The 23396-nt window shown below is 66.7% G+C and carries 21 protein-coding genes; 8 read left to right on the top strand and 13 right to left on the bottom strand.

Annotated features, from left to right (window positions below; translation table 11 throughout):
* Positions 1-182 precede the first annotated feature (182 nt).
* Positions 183-524, bottom strand: coding sequence for a hydroxyisourate hydrolase (gene uraH, locus QW845_RS30685; protein WP_315805248.1), 342 nt, complete (start codon positions 522-524; stop codon positions 183-185).
* Between the two features lie 80 nt (positions 525-604).
* Between uraH (QW845_RS30685) and QW845_RS30690 the strand changes: the two genes are divergently transcribed.
* The gene (locus tag QW845_RS30690; RefSeq protein ID WP_315805249.1) at positions 605-1969 is read left to right on the top strand and encodes an amidase; all 1365 of its coding nucleotides are present in this window, start codon (positions 605-607) and stop codon (positions 1967-1969) included.
* A 218-nt stretch (positions 1970-2187) separates the two neighbouring features.
* On the opposite strand, the gene puuE is transcribed toward QW845_RS30690, so the two are convergent.
* The 3 genes from puuE to QW845_RS30705 all read right to left on the bottom strand — a co-directional run bounded on the left by puuE (position 2188) and on the right by QW845_RS30705 (position 4966).
* Positions 2188-3615: an allantoinase PuuE gene (gene puuE / locus QW845_RS30695; RefSeq protein WP_315805250.1), complete on the bottom strand. Its 1428-nt coding sequence runs from the start codon at positions 3613-3615 to the stop codon at positions 2188-2190.
* A 5-nt stretch (positions 3616-3620) separates the two neighbouring features.
* Positions 3621-3977, bottom strand: coding sequence for a hydroxyisourate hydrolase (uraH, locus tag QW845_RS30700; RefSeq protein ID WP_315805251.1), 357 nt, complete (start codon positions 3975-3977; stop codon positions 3621-3623).
* An 83-nt stretch (positions 3978-4060) separates the two neighbouring features.
* Positions 4061-4966: a LysR family transcriptional regulator gene (locus tag QW845_RS30705; RefSeq protein WP_315805252.1), complete on the bottom strand. Its 906-nt coding sequence runs from the start codon at positions 4964-4966 to the stop codon at positions 4061-4063.
* Positions 4967-5104: 138 nt separating this feature from the next.
* Between QW845_RS30705 and QW845_RS30710 the strand changes: the two genes are divergently transcribed.
* The 3 genes from QW845_RS30710 (at position 5105) to QW845_RS30720 (ending at position 7986) form a co-directional block, all read left to right on the top strand.
* Positions 5105-6043 (top strand): ring-cleaving dioxygenase, encoded by a 939-nt coding sequence (locus tag QW845_RS30710; protein ID WP_315805253.1) that lies wholly within the window; start codon positions 5105-5107, stop codon positions 6041-6043.
* A complete protein-coding gene (locus tag QW845_RS30715) occupies positions 6040-6672 on the top strand; it encodes an alpha/beta hydrolase (RefSeq protein WP_315805254.1) in 633 nt (210 codons plus the stop codon). The genes QW845_RS30710 and QW845_RS30715 overlap by 4 nt, the downstream gene beginning before the upstream one ends.
* Positions 6673-6780: 108 nt before the next feature.
* On the top strand, positions 6781-7986 hold the full coding sequence (locus QW845_RS30720; protein WP_315805255.1) for an amidohydrolase family protein: 1206 nt from the start codon (positions 6781-6783) through the stop codon (positions 7984-7986).
* 7 nt (positions 7987-7993) lie between these two features.
* On the opposite strand, the gene QW845_RS30725 is transcribed toward QW845_RS30720, so the two are convergent.
* From QW845_RS30725 to QW845_RS30740, 4 genes are all read right to left on the bottom strand, one after another.
* Positions 7994-9226: a carboxylate-amine ligase gene (locus QW845_RS30725; RefSeq protein ID WP_315805256.1), complete on the bottom strand. Its 1233-nt coding sequence runs from the start codon at positions 9224-9226 to the stop codon at positions 7994-7996.
* Between the two features lie 20 nt (positions 9227-9246).
* Positions 9247-11019, bottom strand: coding sequence for an N-acetylglutaminylglutamine amidotransferase (locus tag QW845_RS30730; protein WP_315805257.1), 1773 nt, complete (start codon positions 11017-11019; stop codon positions 9247-9249).
* Between the two features lie 26 nt (positions 11020-11045).
* The gene (locus QW845_RS30735) at positions 11046-11873 is read right to left on the bottom strand and encodes a class II glutamine amidotransferase (protein WP_315805258.1); all 828 of its coding nucleotides are present in this window, start codon (positions 11871-11873) and stop codon (positions 11046-11048) included.
* 192 nt (positions 11874-12065) lie between these two features.
* The gene (locus QW845_RS30740; protein ID WP_315805259.1) at positions 12066-12947 is read right to left on the bottom strand and encodes a LysR family transcriptional regulator; all 882 of its coding nucleotides are present in this window, start codon (positions 12945-12947) and stop codon (positions 12066-12068) included.
* 110 nt (positions 12948-13057) lie between these two features.
* Between QW845_RS30740 and QW845_RS30745 the strand changes: the two genes are divergently transcribed.
* Both QW845_RS30745 and QW845_RS30750 read left to right on the top strand, forming a co-directional pair.
* The gene (locus tag QW845_RS30745; protein WP_315805260.1) at positions 13058-13477 is read left to right on the top strand and encodes a CidA/LrgA family protein; all 420 of its coding nucleotides are present in this window, start codon (positions 13058-13060) and stop codon (positions 13475-13477) included.
* Positions 13452-14162 carry an LrgB family protein gene (locus QW845_RS30750; protein WP_315805261.1) on the top strand — a complete coding sequence of 237 codons (711 nt, stop codon included), beginning with the start codon at positions 13452-13454 and terminating at the stop codon, positions 14160-14162. The genes QW845_RS30745 and QW845_RS30750 overlap by 26 nt, the downstream gene beginning before the upstream one ends.
* Before the next feature lie 5 nt (positions 14163-14167).
* Here the strand turns inward: QW845_RS30750 and QW845_RS30755 are convergent, their stop codons facing one another.
* The 4 genes from QW845_RS30755 to QW845_RS30770 all read right to left on the bottom strand — a co-directional run bounded on the left by QW845_RS30755 (position 14168) and on the right by QW845_RS30770 (position 17257).
* A complete protein-coding gene (locus QW845_RS30755) occupies positions 14168-14998 on the bottom strand; it encodes a type 1 glutamine amidotransferase (RefSeq protein ID WP_315805262.1) in 831 nt (276 codons plus the stop codon).
* 24 nt (positions 14999-15022) lie between these two features.
* A complete protein-coding gene (locus QW845_RS30760) occupies positions 15023-15853 on the bottom strand; it encodes a hypothetical protein (RefSeq protein ID WP_315805272.1) in 831 nt (276 codons plus the stop codon).
* 131 nt (positions 15854-15984) lie between these two features.
* Positions 15985-16443 (bottom strand): hypothetical protein, encoded by a 459-nt coding sequence (locus QW845_RS30765; protein ID WP_315805263.1) that lies wholly within the window; start codon positions 16441-16443, stop codon positions 15985-15987.
* Between the two features lie 121 nt (positions 16444-16564).
* The gene (locus QW845_RS30770; RefSeq protein WP_315805264.1) at positions 16565-17257 is read right to left on the bottom strand and encodes an HAD-IA family hydrolase; all 693 of its coding nucleotides are present in this window, start codon (positions 17255-17257) and stop codon (positions 16565-16567) included.
* A gap of 106 nt (positions 17258-17363) precedes the next feature.
* Between QW845_RS30770 and QW845_RS30775 the strand changes: the two genes are divergently transcribed.
* Positions 17364-18050, top strand: coding sequence for a hypothetical protein (locus QW845_RS30775; protein ID WP_315805265.1), 687 nt, complete (start codon positions 17364-17366; stop codon positions 18048-18050).
* A 117-nt stretch (positions 18051-18167) separates the two neighbouring features.
* Positions 18168-20192 (top strand): YgiQ family radical SAM protein, encoded by a 2025-nt coding sequence (locus QW845_RS30780; RefSeq protein ID WP_315805266.1) that lies wholly within the window; start codon positions 18168-18170, stop codon positions 20190-20192.
* A gap of 780 nt (positions 20193-20972) precedes the next feature.
* Here QW845_RS30780 and QW845_RS30785 read toward each other — a convergent pair.
* A complete protein-coding gene (locus tag QW845_RS30785) occupies positions 20973-23390 on the bottom strand; it encodes a HEAT repeat domain-containing protein (RefSeq protein ID WP_315805273.1) in 2418 nt (805 codons plus the stop codon).
* Positions 23391-23396: the final 6 nt, after the last annotated feature.

Consider the following 23396-nt stretch of genomic DNA (forward strand, 5'->3'; position numbering starts at 1 on the left):
AGGTTGCATCAAAAGACCAGAGATCGGGAAGCGAGAAGAGAGTCCGGCGCCGAAGCTGGAGCTACACGTGAACTATGAGCCGTGTGTTCATGGAGAGGGTGAATATCTCGCCGCGAAATCAGCCCTCATCCTGAGGAGCCCGCCGCAGGCGGGCGTCTCGAAGGACGGCCGCGCGCGACGCACTAGGCCCCACGAAAGATCGAATAGCCCCAGGGCGTGAATTTCAGCGGCAGGTGAAAATGCTCCTCGACCTTGTCGATCGCGAAGCGAAACGGCACAGTGGTGAGGAATTTCGTTTGAGCGTTTGCCCCGAAGAACTCGCCGACATGGAACAGCACCTCATACTCGCCAGCCGTGACGCCCTCGCCCTTGACGACAGGCGCCTGCAGCGTGCCGTCGGCGCCGAGCTGTCCCTCCGCGAGCAGCGTGCGATCCGGCGTCAGGCGCCAAATCGCGACGCGCAGGCCACGCGCGGGGCGCCCGTTCGCCACGTCAACCGCATGAACCGAGATCCCGCCGGCCATCACCCACCTCATCCTGTCTTTGCTGCGATGATAGACGCGAAATCGGTCGTCGCGCCAGCCACGCAATGGACTGAGACATCATGTCCGTGACGGCATCCCAGATCGCAAGCGCTGTCCTGGAACGGCAGGCGTCGGCCAGAGAGACGGCCGAGCAGGCGCTTGCGCGCATTGCCGCGGCGCGCGACCTCAACGCCGTCGTCACGATCGATCCCGAACGTACGTACGCTGAGGCCGATGCCGTCGACGCGCGTGTTGCAGTCGGAGAGCAGCTCCCGCTGGCTGGCGTGCCGATCGTGGTCAAGGACAACATCTGGGTCGAGGGTTGGCGCATCACGCAGGGCTCGCGGCTGTTCACCGATTTCATTGCGCCAGAGGATGCGATCGCCATCGCGCGGGTGCGGCGCGCTGGCGCCGTCATTGTCGGCATCGGCGCGACCTCCGAATTCGCTTGCAAGGGCGTGACGACCTCGCTCCTGTACGGGCCGACCCGCCATCCGCTGGATCAGCAGCTCACGCCCGGCGGCTCGTCCGGCGGGCCGGCTGCGGCGGTGGCGGCCGGGCTCGTGCCGCTCGCGATCGGCACCGATGCCGGCGGCTCGAGCCGCCGGCCGCCGGCCCATGTCGGCGTGGTCGGATTCAAGCCGTCCTACGGCGCGATCCCCTATGGGCCTGGCTTTGCCGAGCCGTTCTGGCGCATCTCGGTGATCGCGCCGATCGCCGCCGATGTCGCCGATGCCAGGCTTGCGTTCGAGGTCATGGCCGGTGCCGATCCGCGCGATCCCGATGCGTTCGATGTGGCCGCGGCCGATCAGGAGAAGCCGCTTCGCGTGACATTCTCGCCGCGGCTCGGCTTGGATGTCGCCGTCGATCACGAGGTGAGTGCCGGCTTGCAGCAGGCCGTCGCCCGGCTCCGCGCCAGTGGCATGACAATCGAGGACAAGAATCCGATCTGGCCGGCAGGGCTTGCCGAAGATGCGGTGATGCCGCTGCAGCACGCCGGGCTGGCCGCACTCTACGGCGAAGGCTTTCGCAGCGATCCCACGCAGTTCGACCCGGACATCGCCAAACAGATCGAGCGCGGCCTCGGCCTGAGCGGCGCAGACGTGGCGCGCGCGATGGAAGCGAGCACGCAGATCGCGCGCGCGTTTGCGGCGTTCTTCACCGAGGTCGACGTGCTGCTCGCGCCGACCGTGCCCTGCGTCGCCTGGCCGTTCACGCAGCTCGGCCCAGCGGAGATTGGTGGCAAACCCGCCATGCCGCGGGCGCACGCGGTGTTCACGCCTTACGCCAACCACGCCGGCGTGCCGGCGATCTCGATTCCGTGCGGGACCAATTCGCAGGGCCTGCCCTTCGGCCTGCAACTGATCGCCGCACGCGGGCGCGATCGGATGCTGCTGGACGTGGCGGCGCGGGCGGAGAGAGTGTTGCTTGGTTCGTTTGAATGAGCTCACGGCGGTCTTAACCTCGCCCCGCTTGCGGGGAGAGGTCGGATTGCATCGCCAGATGCAATCCGGGTGAGGGGGTACAGGTCCAACAACGAACACCACTCGTGCGGCTGCCCCTCACCCCAACCCTCTCCCCGTAAGAACGGGGAGAGGGAGCCCACCGGCTGCGAGGCGCGCGCACCGAACCAACTAACAGGCGACGACACCAGCCCGCCTGCTCACCCCTGCTCGAACTTCTTCGCCAATCTCGCCCGCGTGATGTGGCCGATCTGGTCGATCGCGTTGGCGATCTCGGTATCCATATCGTTGCCGATGCGGCGTTCCATCTCGGCGATGACCGAGGGGCGGTCGGCGTGCAGCGCGAGCGCGACGATCAGCGGAATGCCGAACTTGTCGCGATAGCGGCGGTTGATGTCGGCGACGCGCTCGAACTCGGCGCGCGACAGCGAAGTGAATCCGAGCCGACCCTGCTCGCCGATCGAGTCGTTCGTCATCTCACCCGCCAGCGCCTCGCGGCCGGCGAGCTCCGGATGGGCGCGGATCAGCTTCAGCTTCTCGTCGCGGCTCATGGCGCGGACGACGTTCATGAGCGTCGTATGCAGCGCGTCCGCGGCGTCGTCGAAGGCGGACAGGCCGGCACGATAGGCGCGGTCGGCAATCTCCGGGGAGTGCTCGAAGATGTCGCCATAGCGCTCGACGAACAGCACGCGCGACATCTGCGACGGCCGCCATACGCCAGCCGGCGGATGCGTCCGGATCCAGTGCCGGGCGATGTCCAGCCGGGTCGCGACCCAGACCTTGTCATGACCCGTGATGTAGTCGAGGAAGCGCGCCAGCGCGGCCGCGCGCCCGGGGCGGCCGACCAGCCGGCAGTGCAGTCCGACCGACATCATGCGCGGGCTCTCCGCGCCCTCTGCGTAGAGCGTATCAAAGCTGTCCTTCAGATAGGCGAAGAACTGGTCGCCGGAGTTGAAGCCCTGCGGGGTGGCGAAGCGCATGTCGTTGGCATCGAGCGTATAGGGCACGATCAGTTGCGGGCCGTGCGGCCCCGCGATCCAGTACGGCAATTCGTCGGCATAGGAATCGGCGCTGTAGACGAAGCCCTGCTGGTTGAGGACGATGTCGAGCGTGCGCTCCGACGTGCGGCCCTGGTAGAAGCCGAGCGGCCGCTCGCCCGTCAGCTCGGCATGGAGGCGGATCGCCTGCTCGATATCGGCGCGCTCGTCGGCTTCGGGGACATCGCGGTAGTCGATCCATTTCAGGCCGTGGGAGGCAATCTCCCAGCCGGCTTCCTTCATCGCGGCGACAGCATCAGGATTGCGCGCCATCGCGCTCGCGATCGCGAATACCGTGACCGGCAGCTTGCGCGCGGTGAACATCCGCCACAGCCGCCAGAAGCCGGCGCGCGAGCCGAACTCGTAGATGGACTCCATGTTCATGTGGCGCTGGCCCGGCCACGGCTGGGCGCCCACGATCTCGGACAGGAAGGCTTCGGAGGCAGCGTCACCGTGGAGGATGTTGTTCTCGCCGCCCTCCTCGTAGTTGATCACGAACTGCACCGCGATGCGGGCATCGCCGGGCCAGCGCGGATGCGGCGGCGTGCGGCCGTAGCCGACCATGTCGCGCGGATAGACGTCAGCACTCATCCGGCTCAGCTCCCGCGATAGGTCTGGTAGCTCCAGGGCGTCGCCAGCAGCGGCACATGGTAGTGCGCGCCGGCATCGGCGACGGAGAAGCGGAGCGGGATCAGATCGAGAAACAGCGGGTCGCCCAAGGCGAGGCCATGGGTCTTGAAATAAGCTCCCATATGGAAGGTCAGCATGTAGGTGCCGGTGGCGAAGTCATCGTCCGCCAGCATCGGCTGATCGGTCCGCCCGTCCGCATTGCTCCGCACCTGCTTGACGCGGCGCCAGGAGCCGTCCGGTTCGAGGACATCGAGATCGATCGCGACACCGGCCGCGGGCTTGCCCCTGACCGTATCCAGAATATGCGTGCTCAGCCGCCCCATGCATCGTTTCCTCTCTGCTGCCGGCTCGGAACCCTATCAGCGCCCGGTTAAAGGTTCGAGGCGATTTGCCGTTCAGTTGCAGCCTATGGGCTGGTCACGTCGCGCTCCCTGCCGAAGCGCTCAACCAGGAAGTCGATGAACAGCCGCACCTTGACCGAGAGGTGCCGCGTCGGCGGATAGATCGCATAGAGCGCGAGCGGCGGCGCGGCGTAGTCGGCGAGGATCGCGGTCAGCGCCCCGCTCTCGAGCGCGTCCGCCGCGATGAAGCGCGGGATCAGCGCAACGCCCTGCCCCTTGATGGCGACATCGCGCAGCACCTCGGCATTGTTGACGCACAACGACCATGCCGGCTGGATCCAGTGGTCGCCGTCACTGCCGGTGAGCTTCCACTGATTGCCGGTCAGCAGGAAGCCGTAGGTCAGCGCGGTGTGGCGGCGGAGCTCCTCCGGGCTCTCTGGCGTGCCGTGCCGCGCCAGATAGGCCGGCGCGGCGCAGATGACGCGCTCGACCGGCATGATCCGCCGCGCCACCAGGCTCGACGATTCCAGCTCGGCGATCCGCAAGGTCACGTCGAACCCGTCCTGCACCGGATCGAGCAGGTCGTCGCTGAGCACGATCTGCAACTGCAGCTCGGGATAGCGGGCCATGAAATCGGCCACGACCGGCCCGAGCCGCATGGTGCCGAACGACATCGGCGCATTGACGCGCAACAGCCCACGCGGCGCGGCCTGCGACTGGCTGACGGCCTGATCGGCGGCGTCGAGCTCGGCGAGGATCGCGACGGCGCGCTCGAAATAGCGCTGGCCGGTCTCGGTCGGGCTGGCATGGCGCGTGGTGCGGACGATCAGCTGCACGCCGAGGCTCTGCTCGAGCTCGCCGATATATTTCGAGATCGCCGAGCGCGACAGCCGCAACTGCCGGCCGGCTTCGGCGAAGCTGCCGCTCTCGACCACCTTCACGAAGGCCCGCAGGCTGCTCAGCTTGTCCATGGGATCTCCGGGCCGTCATTGTCGCCAGATCGTAGACAGAGACGTCACAAGAGCACGGATTGTCTCCAAATCAAAGCAGACCAATATGGCGTCCAGGAATTCAAGCGGCCCTTTTGGGCCTACCGACAGGAGATTCACATGCCCGGACTTCACCACGTCACCGCCATCGCCGGCGACCCGATCCGCAATTTCGGCTTCTACACCCGCGACCTCGGGCTGCGCTTCGTCAAGAAGACGGTCAATTTCGACGATCCCGGCACCTATCACTTCTATTACGGCGACGAGACCGGCCGCCCCGGCACCATCCTGACCTTCTTCCCCTGGGCCGGCGTGCGGCCGGGCCGTCGCGGCGTCGGCGAGACCCACCAGACCGCGTTCCGCGTGCCGCAGCGCTCGCTCGGCTACTGGACGCAGCGCCTGACCGAGAAGGGCATCGCCTATGAGGCGCTCGAGAAGCGCTTCGGCGAGTCGGTGCTGCCGTTCACCGATCCCGACGGCATGGCGCTCGCGCTGGTCGGCATCCCCGGCGCGGAGAACGAGCCCGGATACAGCAACGGCGACATCCCGGCCGAGCACGCCATCCGCGGCTTCCACGGCGTCACGCTGCTGCTCGACTCCGCCGAGAAGACCGCAGCCGTGCTGACCGACGTGTTCGGCTTTGCCGAGACGGGCCGCGAAGGCTCGGTGATCCGGTTCAAGGCGCCGGGCGATGCGCAAGGCAGCGTGGTCGACATCTACGAGGCCAAGGGCTTCCTGCGCGGCGCGCAGGGCGCGGGCTCCGTCCACCACATCGCCTTCCGCGCCGCCGACGACGCCGAACAGGGCGTGATGGCGCAGCGGCTGGTCGATCGCCACGGCCTGCATCCGACCGAGCAGAAGGACCGCAACTACTTCCGCTCGATCTACTTCCGCGAGCCGGGCGGCGTGCTGTTCGAGATCGCGACCGACATCCCGGGCTTCGCGGTCGACGAGCCGGTCGCCGAGCTCGGACAAAACCTGAAGCTGCCCGCTTTCCTCGAATCGCATCGCAAGCAGATCGAGGGCGTGCTGCCCAACCTCGAGGAGGCCGCATCATGACCGCCACATTGTCCTTCACCCACCGCTTCCAGCCCGCAAGCGCGGCCGGCGCAGCGCCGCTGCTGCTCCTGCACGGCACCGGCGGCGACGAGAACGATCTCTTGCCGCTCGGCGCCACGCTCTCGCCCGGCGCGGCTCTCCTCTCGCCACGCGGGCAGGTGCTCGAGCACGGCATGCCGCGCTTCTTCCGCCGCCTGGCGGAAGGTATATTCGACGAGGACGACGTCCGCCGCCGCGCGCGGGAGCTCGGCGCGTTCGTCGGCGAGGCGCGTCGGCATTACGGGATCGGAGCGCCGGTCGCGGTCGGCTACTCCAACGGCGCCAACATCGCCGCTGCCTTGCTGCTGTTGCAACCGGAGGCGTTGGCCGGCGCGGTGCTGTTCCGAGCCATGGTGCCACTGAGCCAGCCGCCGGCGGTCAAGCTGACGCGTCAGCCGGTGCTGATGCTGTCGGGGCTGGCCGATCCGATCGTGCCCGCCAGCAATTCGGCGAAGCTGTGCACCGAGCTCACCGAGGCCGGCGCTGACGTGACCCATACGACGCTGCCGGCGGGGCACCAGCTGTCGCAGGCGGACATCGCGCTGGCGCGCGACTGGATCGCCGGACTGCCGCAGGCGATTGCCGCCTGAAGATGCTTGCGGCTCCGGCCGCTCCTGACCAAGAATATCGTCTCATCGCGCATCGGACCGCCCTCGCGCGGCTCCGATGCTGGCGGATGGCTGGGAAGGATCTTGGGCATGGCCGTCGACAAGCTGTTCATCAATGCGCGGCTCGACCGCGGCGCGCGCCATACGATCACGGTCGACGGCGGCTGCATCAGCGGCCTTCTCGCCGAGACCGAGCGCCCCGAGGCGCGCGAGGTGGTCGATCTCGGCGACGCGCTGGTCGTGCCCGGCTTCGTCGAGGGCCACATCCATCTCGACACCAGCTTCTACGGCGATGCCTGGAAGCCGCACAAGCCCTGCACCAACGGCTTCGACGTGCATGAGCGCGTCACGTTCCAGGCCCAGAACATGGCCGCGGCCGCGCCGATGGACGTGCGCGCCCGCAACCAGCTCGATCTCTGCATCGGCCACGGCACCACGCGGATGCGCAGCCACGTCATGGTCGACGGCTCGGTCGGCCTGACATCGCTGGAAACGATCCTGCGCGTGCGCGAGGAGTATCGCGAGCTGATCGAGATCCAGCTCGTCGCCTTTCCCCAGAGCGGCATCCTCAAGAGCCCGGGCACGCCCGAGCTGCTCGACGAGGCCATCCGGCTCGGCGCCGACCTCGTCGGCGGGCTCGACCCCGCGAGCTTCGACCGCGACGTCGAAAAGCATCTCGACGTCGTGTTCGGCACAGCGCACAAGCACGGCGTCGACGTCGATATTCATCTGCACGATCCGGGCATGCTCGGGCTGTTCGAGCTGGAGCAGATCGCGGCGCGCACGCGCGCCCTCGGCATGAAGGGCCACGTCGCGGTCAGCCACGCCTATGCGCTCGGCGACCTGCCTGCTGACCCGCTGAAGAAGATTGCCGATGTCCTGGCGGCGTCTGGCGTTGCCATCATGACCAATGCACCGGGTGCGCGGCCCTTCCCGCCGGTGGCGCTGCTGCGCGCGGCCGGCGTCACCGTGTTCAGCGGCAACGACAACATCCGTGACTCCTGGTGGCCCTATGGCGACGGCGATCTGTTGAACCGCGCCATGATGGTCGGCTACCGCTCCGGGTTCTATGTCGATGACGAGTTGCGGATGGCCTTCGACCTCGTCACCGAGGCCGGCGCCAAGGTCTTGAGGCTTGCCGATTACGGCCTGCGCGCTGGCGCGCGGGCCGACTTTGTCACCCTCGATGCCGAGCACGTTCCGCAGGCCGTCGTCGCCGTGCCAAAGGGCCGCTCGGTCTACAAGGACGGCCGCCTCGTGGCGCGCGACGGCCGTGTGATCAGGCAACCGATCTAGGCCGGCGTCATTGGGCTGGCTCGACCGGTGCCTGCCGGCGCGGTGGCTCGGCGCGCGACACGGTGGCGGCCTCGATCCAGCGCGTCACCGCCGACAACTGCCCGCCGGACTCGCGATAGGCCTGCAGCTGATAGTCGGCCGAGCTGCCGAACTGCATGATGATGCGGCAGTGCTCGACCTCGGCGAGACATCCCAGCGCCTCCGCATGCGGCGCGACGTCCGCGATCATGCGGTTCAGGATCTCCTGGCCCGTCACCGGACCGTCCTCGGTCACGAACAGACAGTCGGTGCCATAGCGCTGCGCCCGCCACTTGTTTTCGACCGCGATCGCACGCTCGACGTTGCCGACGGCCTCGGCAAGATCGGGATTCAGGTACAGATGGCGCGCCAAGGCGCGATAGAGCGAGGCAATCGCGACGGCGTCGTCGACCGCGGTGCAGACGTCGGGGGCACGCAGCTCCAGCGTCGGATGCCGCAGCGACGGCCGCATCGCCCACCAGACATGGCTCTCGTCCGGCATCACGCCGGACTTCGTCAGCGCCGCCACATAGCGATCATATTGCTGCTTCGATGTGAACAGCTCGGGCAGACCGCTGCGCGGCAGCTCGTCGTAGGCGGCGAGCCGATAGCCCTTCAGGCCCGTCTCGCGCGAATTCCAGAACGGCGAGGACGCCGAGAGCGCGATGAACACCGGGATGTAGGGGAGCATCGCCCGCATCACCGCGAAGCGCAGGTCCGGGTCCGGCAACTGCACATGCACATGCATGCCGCACAGCATGTTGCGCTGGCCGACGATCCGCAGGTCTTCCATCATCTCCGCGTAGCGCGGCTTGGGACTCGGCAGTGAGCTGCGCCACGTCGCGGTCGGATGCGTGGAGCAGGCCAGGATGGTCAGGCCATACTGGCTCGCCACGCTGGCAACCTCGCGCCGCAGGAATTTCAGCTCCTCGCGCGCATCGCCGACATCGACATGGACGTTGGTGGCGACCTCGAGCTGGGCCTGCAGCATCTCGCGCATCGCCTGTCCGCCGGTCGACCAGTTGGCGGCCTCGAACAGGTCGTCCGGCGTCCGGATCGCGACATCGCGCGTCTGCGCGTCGACGAGAAAGTATTCCTCCTCGATGCCGAACGAATATTCCGTGACCTCCTCGCTGCCGGTGGCCGAGCGGATCACCAGACGCCGCTCGTCATCGCTCAGGCCGAGCCGCAGCTTCTCCAGGATGCGTGGATCCAATCCCATGTGATCAATCCTGTCAGACGTCAAATGCCGTGAGTCTGCAGCCATGCCTCCAGCAGGGCCGCCTGCCACAGCCGCGAATGTCCCTTCGGGCTCATCTCGGCCTCGGGGTGCTGCAACATGTGGTCGATGAAATCGCGTCGGTAGAGACCGCGTGCACGCGCCTTCTCGTCATTGAGCAGGTGGCGGACGTAGTCGAGAAACGGGCCGCGCAGATAGCGCAGCGAAGGCACCGGAAAGTATCCCTTGGGGCGGTCGATCACCTCCGCCGGCACGCAGCGGCGCGCCGCCTCCTTGAGAATGTGCTTGCCGCCGTTCTTCACCTTCAGCTCGGCGGGCATGCGCGCGGCCAGCTCGACGACCTCGTGATCCAGGAACGGTACCCGCGCTTCCAGCCCGAACGCCATCGTCATGTTGTCCACCCGCTTCACGGGGTCGTCGACCAGCATGATCTCGGTGTCGATCTGCAGAACCTTGTCGATCGCGGAGGCGCCCGCGTGGTCGACGAAGAAGCGCTCCACGAAGGCTAGGCTGACGTCGTCGCCAAGCATCTCCGGTGCCAGCAGCCGCTGCAGGTCGGAATGCGTCCAGTCGAAATAGGCGTTCTGATATTGCTGAACGGGATCATTAGCCGAGAGGAAGCCCGGATACCAGCTGTAGCCGCCGAATATTTCGTCGGCTCCCTGTCCGCTCTGCACCACCTTGACGCGCTTGGCGACCTCAGATGACAGCAGATAGAACGCGACGGCGTCATGGCTGACCATCGGCTCCGACATGGCAGCAATGGCGCCGGGCAGCGCCTGCAGCGCGCGGTCGCCGCCGATCCTGATCTGCTCGTGATTGGTCCCGAACGTCCGCGCGATGATATCCGAGTAGCGAAACTCGTCGCCGGAATGCGCGCCCACCGCATCGAACCCGATCGAAAAGGTGCGGATGTCCTCGTGTCCGAGCTTCGACAGCAGCGCGACCAGCAGCGACGAATCGAGGCCGCCGGACAGCAGCACGCCCACCGGCACGTCGGCCACGCGCCGGCGGTCGACCGCTGTCGTCATCGCCTCGAGCAGCGCCTCCGACCACTCCTGCTGGCTCATGGCGCGATCGGTCGGACGCTGCTCGCCGACCGAGAAATGCCAGTAGCGCTCGCGATGCTGCGTGCCGTCGGGCTCGATCGTGAGCAGAGTGGCAGGCTCGAGCTTCTTCACGCCGCGCAATATCGTGCGCGGCGCCGGAACGGCGGCGTGGAAGCTGAAGAAGTGATGCAAGGCGATCGGATCGAGCGCCGTATCGACCTCGCCGCCCGCCAGCAGCGCCGGCAATGACGACGCAAAGCGAAATCCGTGAGGACCATCGGTGTAGTAGAGCGGCTTGATGCCGAGACGGTCGCGCGCCAGCAGAATGCGCCCGCTGTCGCGTTCCCACAGCGCAAAGGCGAACATCCCCTTGAAGCGCTGCACGCAGGATTTGCCCCAGGCATGGTAGGCCTTAAGGATGACCTCGGTGTCGCCGTCGGAAAAGAAGCGATAGCCCTTCGCCTTCAGCTCGTCGCGAAGTTCACGGAAATTGTAGATGCAGCCGTTGAATGCCAGGCCGAGACCTAGCGCCGCGTCGATCATCGGCTGCTGTGCCGCAGCCGAGAGATCGAGAATGCTCAGGCGGCGATGGCCGAGCGCAAGCCCGCCCTGCACGTAGAGGCCGGCCGCATCAGGACCACGCGCCTGCATCGCATCGTTGATGCGGCCGAGCGTGGACAATGAGGGCCTTCCGGAAAAGCTGATTTCGCCACAAATGCCGCACATCGCGGGATCTTTCAGTTCCTGCTGTTCTAAGTACCTCCGACAACCCGTTGTGATCGCTTGCGTTCCGCGGCAAAATCAGCAGTCCCTGCGGCGAATAGCGGAACAATTTCGGCGGGCTTTGCCGCGCGCGCGACCAGCACGTGGTCCGGCGGCACCTCGATCCAGTCAGGCTCCTTGTCATACGGCTCGGAGACCGCGATCACCTGATTGCCGTCTTCGCGGAAATACAGCGAATTGGCGCGGTCATTCTCGGCGAAGCGAAACGCATAGAGATCGTGGCCGTTGGACAGCGCCGAGGTGAAGCGCAGATGCTCACGCAGACCATCCTCATTGACGAGCTCACAGAGTGATCGCAGCACCTTGCGCGTCGCGCCGATCGGGTCCGGATCAATGCCGGCACCGACAATGGCGAGGAACACGGCTTCGGAGTCGGTCGTGCCGAGCCGTGACGGATACAGCGCGTCCGGGATCAGCGCCTCGACCTTGCGCCGCAGCCTGTTCCAGCTGCCGACGAAGCCGTTGTGCATGAACAGCCAGCGGCCGCAGGCGAAGGGATGGCAGTTCTGGCGAGTGACCGCCGTGCCGGTCGCGGCGCGGACATGAGCGAAGAACAGATGCGAGCGCAGATGCCGGCTGAGATAGCGGAGATTCTCATCCGACCAGGCCGGCCGCGTCTCGCGATAAAGCCCCGGCTCTGGATGATCGCCGTACCAACCGAGACCGAAGCCGTCACCATTGGTGCCCGCGGTCGATTCCAGCGCGCGGATGCTCTGCGTCACCAGGGAATGTTCCGGCTCGGTCACATAATGCTCGAAGGCGGTCGTTTCTCCGCGATAGGCGATCCAACGGCACATCCTTGCCCTCCGGTTCAATGAATGAGCTCGAGGCACGCAAAAACGTGTCACGTTCTTTTCGGATCATGCGGAAACGCCTTCGGAGCAGAGCTGGTTCCGCGCTGCGAGTCGCGCGCTGTGAGTCAGGCCGTAGGACTGGGATCCCTTGCCGCACGTCTCTCACCGTTGAAGCGACATCGTCGCAGTGATTGCTCAAGCCTCGCCGCGCTCGCGTACCAGCCTCAACCACGCCGCAGCCGCAGGCGACAGATAGGCGCCGCGGCGCCAGGCCATCGCCAATGTCCATTCGGTGCCGGGCTCATCAAGCAGGACGAGACTGATCGGCACCTGCGTGCGCTGGGTCGCGATCATGCGCGGCAGGAAGGCGACGCCGAGACCGGCGCCGGCGAGCTCGGCGATGAAATCGATCTGGGTGCTGCGCGCAGCCACGACAGGTTCGAAGCCGTTGCGGCGGCACGCCTCGCGAAGGATTCGGTTGAGCGCGAAGCCGGCCTCGAACAGCACGAACGGCGTCTCGCGCAGCTCCGCGAGCGTGATCGTCTCGCGGCGGGCCAGCGGATGATCGACCGCGACCAGAGCCATCAGCGGCTCGCGGCGCACGATCTGCGCGGCAAACTCATCGGCGATCGGCGGCAGCAGGCCGGCGAAATCGATGTCGCCTGCAGCCAGCAATTCGCTGAGCCGGTCGCTGCCGTGCTCGACCAGCCGGATCTCGATCTCCGGATAGAGCTGGCGGTAGAGCGCGAACAACGGCGCGAACAGCGTGCTCGATCCGATCGGCGGCAGGCCGAGACGCAGCACGCCGCGCTTCAAGCCGCGCAGCTCGGCGAGCTCCGCCTGCAGATCATCGCGCTCCGCCAGCAGACGAATGGCACGGCGATAGACGATCTCGCCGGCGGCGGTCATGCGGCTCTTGTGGCCGAGCCGGTCCAAGAGCGGCAATCCCAGCTCGTCCTCGAGCTGCTTGACGGCCTTGCTCACGGTCGACTGGGTCGCGAACACCACCTTGGCGGCCTGGGAGAAGCCGCCTTGGCGGACGACCTCGACGAAGGTCCTGAGGGTACGAAGTTCCATAATCAGGCCAAATATTCCATATTCGACTTATTATCATTCATTCAATTCGCTTTCTACATGCTGCGATGCGGCATACATTGCAAGCGCAATCACTTTTCGGACGCCACCGCATGATGCATCGCAGCATTTCCATTGGGGTTCATCGCCTGATCCGCCGCAACCGGCTGGCGCAGATCGGTCTGCTCGGCCTGTTCTGGGCCGTCGGCGAGGCGCTGGTCCGGACGACTGGCCTGCCATTGCCCGGCGGCATCATCGGCATGGCGCTGGCGCTCGTCCTGATCCTGGCCGGCGGACTGAAGGTCGCGAGCATCAAGCGCGGCGCGAACTGGATGCTGGCGGAGATGCTGCTGTTCTTCGTGCCGGCGGTGCTGGCGCTGCTCGACCATCGTGAGCTGTTTGGCCTGCTCGGCCTGAAGATCTTTGCCTTGATCGTCGTCAGCACCACCGCCGTGATGTGCGTGACCGCGCTCACAATCGACCTCTGCTACCGTTGGACCGAGCGTCATGACCCTCGCCGCGCTGTGGCGTGAGCCGCTGATCCAGGCGGCGGTCTGGTCGCTCGCGACGATCCTGCTCTATCTGCTCGCCAAGCGCGTGCACCGGCGCTGGCCGCGCTGGTGGCTGATGCCGCTCGCGGTGGCGCCGGCCCTGCTGATGATCGCGGCGCTCGCGCTCAACGTCTCCTACCGCGATTACATCCGCGGCACGCATTGGCTGGTGGCGCTGCTCGGGCCGGCCACCGTCGCCTTCGCCGTGCCGATCTACGAGCAGCGGGCTCTGATCCGCCGCCGCTGGCCGCTGCTGCTGGCCGGCATGGTCGCGGGCAGCCTCACCGCGGTGGCGACCAGCTGGGCGCTGGCCTACGTGCTCGGCATCGACGGCGAGTTGCGCCTCAGCCTGCTGCCGCGCTCGATGAGCACGCCGTTTGCGATGGAAGTCTCCGGCGAGATCGGCGGCATCCCCGATCTCACCGCCGTGTTCGTCGTGCTCACCGGCATCATCGGCGCGGCCGTCGGCGACGTCGTGCTCGCACGGCTGCCGCTGCGCTCGACGCTGGCCAAGGGCGCCCTGTTCGGGGTCGGCGCGCATGGCGCGGGCACCGCACGCGCCCACCAGATCGGCCGCGAGGAAGGCGCGGTCGCCGGCCTCGTGATGGTGCTGGTCGGGCTGATGAACGTGGCGCTGGCGCCGCTCATCATTCAGTTCATGCGGTAGAGCGCTCAGCCCCGCCCGAGCGAGACGATCCAGTTGCTGATCTCGGCCTGCCGCAGCCCGTCATTCGCGACGTCCTGGTCGAGCCCGAGCCGCCACAGAATGTCGCGCCGGGCGCGGTCATGATGCAGGGTCGCGAGATCGGCGGCGTAGCGCTCGAGCTCCGCCGGATCGGCGAAGAAGCCCTCCTCGACCAGCGGCCGGCCGATGCGGCGGATCACCCAGGCGACGTCCTGCAGGCTGAATTCGGGATGATACTGCACGCCCCAGAACCGGCCGCGGCCGCTGCGGATCTCCGCGGCCTGCACCTCGCTCATTGCATTGCGCGCGGTGACCGTCGCATCCGGCGGCAGCCTGGTGACGATGTCGCTGTGGATCGCCGGTGCATCGAACACGGCGCCCCGCGCTGCATGCATCGGATGATCGCGGCCCGCCTCCGTCAGCGCGATCTTGCGCGCGAAGCCGACCTCGCGGCCGGCCGGATTGAGCGACACCTCGCCGCCGGCCGCAACGCTGGCGAGCTGAAGTCCCCAGCATGAGCCGAACATCGGCACGCCCCGCGCGAAGACCGTGCGCACCAGCTCGATCTGGCGCAGCGATTCCGGCTCGCGCTGATAGATGTTGAGCGCCGATCCCGTGATGACGATGCCCTGATAGGCCTCGATCGGCTGCGGCAGGCGCGCATCGGCATCGGCGGGCGTGGCGATGTCGATCGCCGCCTCTGGCGCGAGCGCGCGGAGCACGTCGGCGTAGCTCTCCGACGGCGTGGCACCTGCGATCTCGGCCCAGCGGCGCCTTCCGTCCAGCGAATTGCCTTCGAGCACGAGCAGTCTCAGCACGTCGTCAATCCTCCGCCCGGCCGATCATGGCTCCAACACGCCGCGCAGGAATCGCGCGCTCCGCTCGTGCACCTCCGGCCGGTTCAGGATCGTATGGACGTCGGCATCGATCACCATCACCTCCGCCTTGGCGTCGTCCTTGAGCGCGGCGGCGCAGGAGCCGGTGACGGCGCGGTCCTTGTTCCAGGTATTGGCGGCCGTGAAATACGGATCGCGCGCGGAAATCGCGTTCAGCACCGGCTCGTTCGGACCGATGCCGAGCCGGGGCGCGCTGACGAAGTAGTTGTCCTCGCACGACCACGAATAGATCAGCCGCGCCGCCACGTCCTTGCCGGCGTAGCGGCCGACCGCCACCGCACCCTCGCTGGTGCCCGCCAGCACGATCCGCAGCCGGTCGACCCAGCTCCAGTCGCGCGACGCCTTCAGCGCGTTCTCGAGCTCGGCCAGCCGCAGGGCGTGGACACGCTCATAGGTCGCGACGTCGACCGGCGAGGTGTAGGTCAGCCGGTCGGGAATCGCGAGGCTGTCGGGCGCCACCGACGCCACGCCGAGCTCGTCGGCGAGCCAGGCCTGGAACTCCTTCACGGCCGGCGCCACGCCGCTTGACCCGTGCATCACGATCGCGAGCGGCGCGATCCCGATCACGTCGGGCGCGTCCTCCGCGCGGCCCTCCCAGCGCCGTCCGCCGGCGAGCGTCGCCGGCAACACCAGGTTGGCCCCGCTCCACGTCAGCGCCAGATTGGCGGGCGACGGCTCCAGCACCGTGCCTTTGGTCTCGCCGGGCTTGTCGGCCGCGAGGGCGGCGGTCGCGCAGAAAAAGGCGACGGCGATCGGCACGACACGCGCCACGAACATGATCGATCCGTCCTCCTGCGAGGCGAGCCCAGCGAGCCTGGCGCGCACCGTCCGTTTCAATCACGGCATCGGGCTGCGGACAAGCAAGGGGCGACGGACGGAGCATGCAGGGCACCCATGCGGTGATGCGATCAGCGCGCCCGCAGCCGCCGGCGCTGGGCGCGCGGCGATTCCATCGACCGGACGTGATGGCGCGGCGTGGCCGCAGCGCAGAAGACCGCGTTGGGCGCGCCGGCCGGCACGGCGGCGGCCTCGCGCGCTCCTCCGCAGCCGCTGACGGCGCGAAGCCGTGGCAAGACCGGCGACGTGTCCCGCAAGGCCTCCTGCCGTACGCTCACATCGTTCCGGATCTCCACGGGAGAGAGAGCCAGCAGCGTCGCCCGCAAGCCGCGAAGGATGGCGGCCATTGCGCGCGACGGCTGCGCCCAGCGAAACGGCCGGGCCGAACGCTTGGCGCGGCCGCGCTTGGCTCGCCCGGCTCCACTGCCGCGACGGCCGCGCTGATTGGATGCTGATCCTTCGTCATCGACCTGCAACATCAGCCGGAACGGCTGTTCCGAGGGGCCGGCCGCGATCAACAACTTGCGCATGCGTCTCACCTTGATCTCGTGACGGCCAAGCGAGCGGCCGCGTTGGTCGAGACCATCGCGCAAGCGCGGTGACCGCAAGCTGTTGCCTGATGTCAGCGACATGTCAGCTCCGCGGCGTCGCTCACAGTCGCTCTCCCAGCCGCGCCATCACCAGATCGAGCACGTCGGCGTCATCGAACGCCGCCGCGGTCAGCGCCGCGCCCGCCGCGATCAGCTCGTCATGAGCGAGATTGGTGCGCATGCCGACGGTGGCGATGCCAGCCGCCGTCGCCGCCGCGATGCCGGCGCGGGAATCCTCGAAGGCGACCGACCATTCCGGCACGGCGTCGATCGCGCGCAGGCCTTCCAGATAGGGCAGCGGGTGCGGCTTGCCGTGCGGCAGTTCGTCGCCGATGATCACGGCGCGAAACCGGTCCATCAGCCCGAGCCCGTGCAGGATCAGCTCGGCATTGGCGCGCGGCGCGTTGGTGACGGCCGCCACCGGAATCGCCGCCGCCGCGGCCCGATCGAGCAACGCCATCAGGCCCGGCAGCGGCTGCACCGCGCCGGCGGCGAGGCTGCGAAACACCTCCTCCTTCTGCGCCATGACCGCCGCGCGCCGCTCGGGCGGCTCATCGGGCAGAAATTGGGCGGAGATCGACAAATTGGATCGGCCGAGCAGTTCGCGTGCCGCCCGCGCGCGGTCGAACACATGGCCATACGGCCCGAACACCGCGTTGAAGGCCTGCAGGTGCAGCGCGTCGGTATCGGCGAGCGTGCCGTCGATGTCGAACAGCAAAGCCCGCCGCTTATTGATAACGCCTCGCATCAGCAAATTGACCTCAACTCATCCGGATGTTGACGCGATCTGATCCAACTCTCGACCAGACCGGCTGTCGTTATTCCTCAAACGGCGTGAAACCGCGACGGGGGAAATTGCGATGATCGGCCAGTTGAGCGCATTGCCTGTTTTGACATCGTCGAGGCTCGGAGCGGCCGCCGCGCTGGTCTCGATCATCTGTGTTGCCGCGCCCGGCGCCGCGCAGGCCGGATCCGCCGACATGGTCAACGGCCAATACTGCAACGATCTCTGCAAGGCCTATATGGCCTGGTCCGACCGCATGCTGGCCGTCACCCAGCCCGCGTCCTATTCGCGGCCGCAGGTGCGGGTCGCGGTGCCGCAGAGCATGACGCCGAAAAAGATGGACAAGGCCGAGAAGCCGGACCGGATGGCGCAGCATGGGCCGAAGCCGCATCGGCCGGCGAACCTGAACTCCTTCGCCCAGCTGCCCGCCGGCAGCCACGCCGCGCAATCCGCGATGGAGCCGCCGCCGGGCGACCTCGCCGCGTCCGACGAGCCCGCGCCGGCGACTGGTCGGCCGTTCGCCGCCGACCCGCTGCCCCATTCCGCCATCGCCGACATGCGGCGCGCGACCGACGCTGCCGGCCTGCGGCTGGTATCGATGACCGAGCCCGGCACCGGGCCGGTCACGGTCGGCGAGGCCGGCGGCAGCCCGCGCTCGAAGATGCCCTCGATCTGGATCATGCTCGCCGCAGCCGCGCTGCTGGCCTATTTCGGCCATGGCTGGCTCAAGCGCCGCAACGGCGCGTCGCATCACCTCAACTGAGACGGCTGGTCGGCCGCGCAAAGCCGCGGGAACCATTCCGGACAATTTGACCACCGGCCCTCGTCTGCGACCGGGGCTTTGGTTGAACTCGCAGCGCCGCGGCTCTATGCGTGGGCGATGAACATCGCCCTCACCGCCCCCCCGTTGAGTTCCTGGCCGCGCCACCGCGCCGACCTCAAGCCTGCGCCGTTCCTGCCGATGAGCCGCAAGGAGATGGACGCGCTCGGCTGGGACGTCTGCGACATCGTGCTGGTGACCGGCGACGCCTATGTCGACCATCCCTCGTTCGGCATGGCAATCATCGGCCGGCTGCTCGAGGCCCAGGGGTTTCGCGTCGGCATCATCTCCCAGCCCGACTGGCATTCGGCCGAGCCGTTCAAGGCGCTGGGACGCCCGCGCGTGTTCTTCGGCGTCACCGGCGGCAACATGGACTCCATGGTCAACCGCTACACCGCCGACCGCCGCATCCGCAGCGACGACGCCTACACGCCGAACGGCGAAGGCGGCAGGCGGCCGGACCGCTGCACGCTGGTCTATGCGCAGCGCTGCCGCGAGGCGTTCAAGGACGTGCCGGTCGTGCTCGGCGGCATCGAGGCCTCGCTGCGCCGCATCGCGCATTACGACTACTGGTCCGACAAGGTGCGCCGCTCGGTGCTGGCCGACGCCAAGGCCGACATCCTGATCTACGGCAATGCCGAGCGCGCCGTGATCGAGGTCGCGCACCGCATCGCCAGCGGCGAAGCGCCGAAGGACATCCAGTCGGTGCGCGGCACCGCGCTGTTCCGGAAAGTGCCCGAGACCTACATCGAACTGCACGCCGACGATCTCGACTCCGCCGATGAAGGCGCGGCGCGCGAGAAGGGCTGTGTCGTGGTCCGGCTGCCGTCCTGCGAGCAGGTCGAGGCCGACAAGGAGGCCTATGCGCGCGCCTCGCGCGTGCTGCACCGGGAAAGCAATCCGGGCAATGCACGTCCCCTGGTGCAGCGTCATGGCGACCGCGACCTCTGGCTCAACCCGCCGCCGATCCCGCTGACCATGGCGGAGATGGATAGCGTCTACGATCTGCCCTACGCCCGCGCGCCGCATCCGTCCTATGGCGATGCCAAGATCCCGGCGTGGGACATGATCAAGTTCTCGGTGACGATCATGCGCGGCTGCTTCGGCGGCTGCACCTTCTGCTCGATCACCGAGCATGAGGGCCGCATCATCCAGAGCCGCTCGGAAGGCTCGATCCTGCAGGAGATCGAGCGCATCCGGGACAAGACGCCGGGCTTCACCGGCGTGATCTCCGACATCGGCGGCCCGACCGCCAACATGTACCGGATGGCCTGCAAGGACCCCAAGGTCGAGGCCGCGTGCCGCCGGCCGTCCTGCGTCTTCCCGGAGATCTGCCCGAACCTCAACACCTCGCATGACGATCTCATCCGGCTCTATCGCAAGGTCCGCGAGGTCAAGGGCGTCAAGCGCGTGATGGTCGCCTCGGGCGTGCGCTACGACCTCGCGGTCGAGAGCCCGGCCTATATCAAGGAGCTCGTGACGCATCACGTCGGCGGCTACCTGAAGATCGCGCCGGAGCATACCGAGCGTGGTCCGCTCGACAAGATGATGAAGCCGGGCATCGGCACCTATCACCGCTTCAAGCAGATGTTCGACGCCGCCGCGGCGCAGGCTGGCAAGAAGTACTATTTGATCCCGTATTTCATCGCCGCCCATCCCGGCACCAGCGATGAGGACATGATGAACCTCGCGCTGTGGCTGAAGAAGAACCGCTACCGCGCCGATCAGGTCCAGACCTTCCTGCCGTCGCCGATGGCGACGGCGACCGCGATGTACCACACCGGCGTCAACCCGCTGCGCGGCGTCCGTCATGGCGGCAGCGACAAGGTCGAGGCCATCAAGGGCCTCAAGCAGCGCAGGCTGCACAAGGCGTTCCTGCGCTATCACGACCCGGACAACTGGCCGGTGCTGCGGGACGCGCTGCGCGCCATGGGCCGCGCCGATTTGATCGGCTCGCGCCCGGATCAGCTGGTGCCCGCACATCAGCCGCCGGGGACGGGAAAGGCTGCCGTCACGCGGCGGCCTGTGCGACCCGAACAGCGGCCGCAGCGCTTCACGACCAAGGGCGTGAAGATCAGGAAGTAGTTGTCGAGCGCGCGCCAAGCTTGATGGCATGGGCACGCACCCGCCTCGTTCTCCGCTGTCGTCCCGGCATCTCGCCAACGCATGCGCACCGGAAGCGCCGGCGTCTGTGACGCATCCACCCCCGTTCCCGCCACCACATCCACTCCACGATTTTTCCGAACAGCCCACCGCACTCCCGCGACGCCATCCGCGCCCAGGTGATGCTGCCGACATCGCCCTCGACAATGAGAGGGCGCGGGGAAGACCGGACCTCGACTGAGGCCCGTGGCCCGCCTGCAGAAAAAAATGCAGGCGGCAGGTACCACGAGTCCAGCCGGACGACCCGGCCTTCCCCGCGCGCTGGTTTTAACGGCTGCTTCGCGATCTCCCTGGGGACCGGGCTTGTTTGCCCCCATCACCGGCGCGACGCGTCTCCGCTTCATCGACCGGCTTGACCTCAGCGTCGGGAGGCCAGGACCACGCGACTTGACCGTACGTCCCAGGCTCATTCGCCGGCCCGCTTGCGCGAAAGCCCCGAGCCCGACACGTCCACCGCTCCCCGCTGCTACGCTCCGTGACGATCGGCCGAAACGTCCCTCTTCATCGCAAACGGGATGGGCGAGAGCATCGATCTGATTTGCCCGACGGCGCAAGCGGCGGGCATGCGGCAAACTGGCTCGACGGGCAGTTGGTGCTTGGCGGGGATGCGGGAAGTGCCCGTCGAATAGAACCTAGCAGCCCGACGGTATCGGGCCGCAGCAATACGTTCACTGCTATTCCAGATATGATCTGCAACTAGATTCAGCCGGACGATAGAGGCGGCTCGAAGTTCTGGATGATTGCCAGGGCAACTGCGAGTGCACGTTTCGTCGCCCTCGTTTGGCGCGCCAGTTTGTCTTCCAGCATACTGCCATCTGCAAGGTCACTAATGCCCTTGATCATGGCGTAGGGTGGCGGAGCCCCCCGCAACGGCTCCTCCCATAGTGGATGATAAAGCCCATGCGCTTCCTGCTCTACACCGACCATGTCACCCGACAATGCTACAATACTTGCCCGCTCTGCCGAATTTAGATCATCGATTAATTTTTCGCCCGAACCGATGTCTTTGGTTAAGACCTCAATCGCAGGCTCGCCGTCTCCGCCGATTCGATCCAAAACTCCCCGCCGAGACAGCGCATTGACACAGCCGAGTATGCGCGGATCGCAACGATAGTTTGAAGGATTCAGAGTTCTGTCATTCTGACGCAGCCGCTGCGGCTCGTAGTTCAGCACCTGCTTGGCGACGATGACAGCGCCTTCGGTCGCACGATTTTCCCTAATTCCACCGCACATGCCGACCATCAGAATAATTTCCGGCCGCAACTCGGAAAGGACATCCTTCACGAGGCTCTGCATTGAATGTGGCCCCTTCAATAGTGGCTGAGCCAAGACCACTCGCCACGAATTTCCGGCGACATTGAGCATTCCTTCGTCGACCACATGGCCCGCGACCCGCGCTTCTCCGAGATGAACCTCACGATCCATCAGACTCTGATACACGGCCTTCGCTTCGATCGGGGCCGCCGTCAATATCACCGCGGTTCTGGGCAAGGTTGATGACTCCTTTTTTGCTAAGTACAAGGGCTCCGTCGTCGTTTCGAACCACGGGCGCGGCGTTGGCGGAAATGCGACCCGCAAAGCTTTCACTGGGGCGGAGCGGAGTTCAGCGAGGCTGCGCTCTGCTTGCTTATATTTTGCGAGCTTGTCCTGCAATTGGCTAATGCGAGCGGCTACCTGACTCGGCGGATTCGGCAGATACATTGCGAGATGAGGGAGCGCCCGTCTCAGAGCTGGAGCGGGAAGATCGCCGAGGGGCGCGAGCGCAGCGCTCACCACCTCGCGCCGCGCGTCCGGTTCGTTCAATAAGCGAGCAACGATCATCAATTGCTCGCCGTCCGGAACCGACTTTTCATACGCGTGCAATACTGCCGCGGCTGTTTGCCCCTGAACGCCCCACTCTGTGTCTCGCAGACGTCCGTCCCGACGCTTAAAATCTGGATCCAGCAGATAGCGCACCAAGGGCAGATCGATGCGCCCGTTTCGCGCCAAAGTTATGACTGCCGATGTACGCACCGACGACTCGGAGTTATGCTTAGCGTCAACTATCAACCGCGATATGGCCCCTTCGATTGTTTGATGGCTGATCAATACCCCGAGCGCATTTACGGCTGACAGCCTCACCTGCCCCTCTGAATCAGCGAGAAGCGCGCTCAGCGCCTCGACGGCTTCGCTATCACCCAATGTGCCAAGTGCGCTGGCCGCCGAACCTCGCACGAACGGGTCGCTATCCATCAAAGCAGCACAAAGCGGCTGAACTGCACCTCGATCAGCCAACGCGCCAAGGGCCAAGCACGTCGAGCTCCGTACGTGAGCATCATCATCTCCGAGTCGTACATAGAGCGGCGGCAGAGCTCTTCGATCTCCGAGCGTGCCAAGCGCCTTGGCCGCCGCGCCCCTAACGCCAGCGTCGCCATCCGTTAGTACCGAGCAAAGTGCCGACACCGCACTTCGATCTCCGAGGGCGCCCAGCGCGGTGGTCGCCGAGCCCCGAACACTGGCGTCGCCATCCGTTAATACGGCGCAAAGTGCCGACACCGCACTTCGATCACCCAAGGCGCCCAGCGCAGTGGCCGCCGAGCCCCGAACACCGGCGTCGCCGTCCGTTAATGCGGCGCAAAGCTCCGACACCGCACTTCGATCTCCCAGCGCGCCTAGCGCAGTGGCGGCCGATCCCCGAACTCCGGCGTCGCCATCCGCTAATGTCGCACAAAGGGCTGTCACCGCACCGCGATCCCCCAAAGCGCCTAGCGCGGTCGCCGCTGAGCCGCGGACATTCAGGGCGTCGTCTTGCAACGCGGCGCAAAGCACCGACACCGCACTTCGGTCCCCGAGGGCGCCTAACGCAGTAGCAGCTGAGCCGCGCACATTCGACGCTTCATCCTGCAATGCGGTACAAAGCACCGACACCGCACTTCGATCCCCCAGGGCGCCTAGCGCAGTGGCCGCCGAGCCCCGCACATTCGTGGCCTCATCCTGCAAAGCGGCGCAAAGCACCGAAACCGCACTTGAATTTCCTAGGGCGCCCAGCGCAGTGGCCGCCGAGCCGCGCACACCCGGCGCTTCATCCTGCAATGCGGTGCAAAGTACCGACACCGCACTTGAATCTCCTAGGGCGCCCAGCGCAGT

Origin of the sequence: Bradyrhizobium sp. SZCCHNS3002, from assembly GCF_032377435.1 — a bacterium.
Classification (GTDB): Bacteria; Pseudomonadota; Alphaproteobacteria; order Rhizobiales; family Xanthobacteraceae; genus Bradyrhizobium.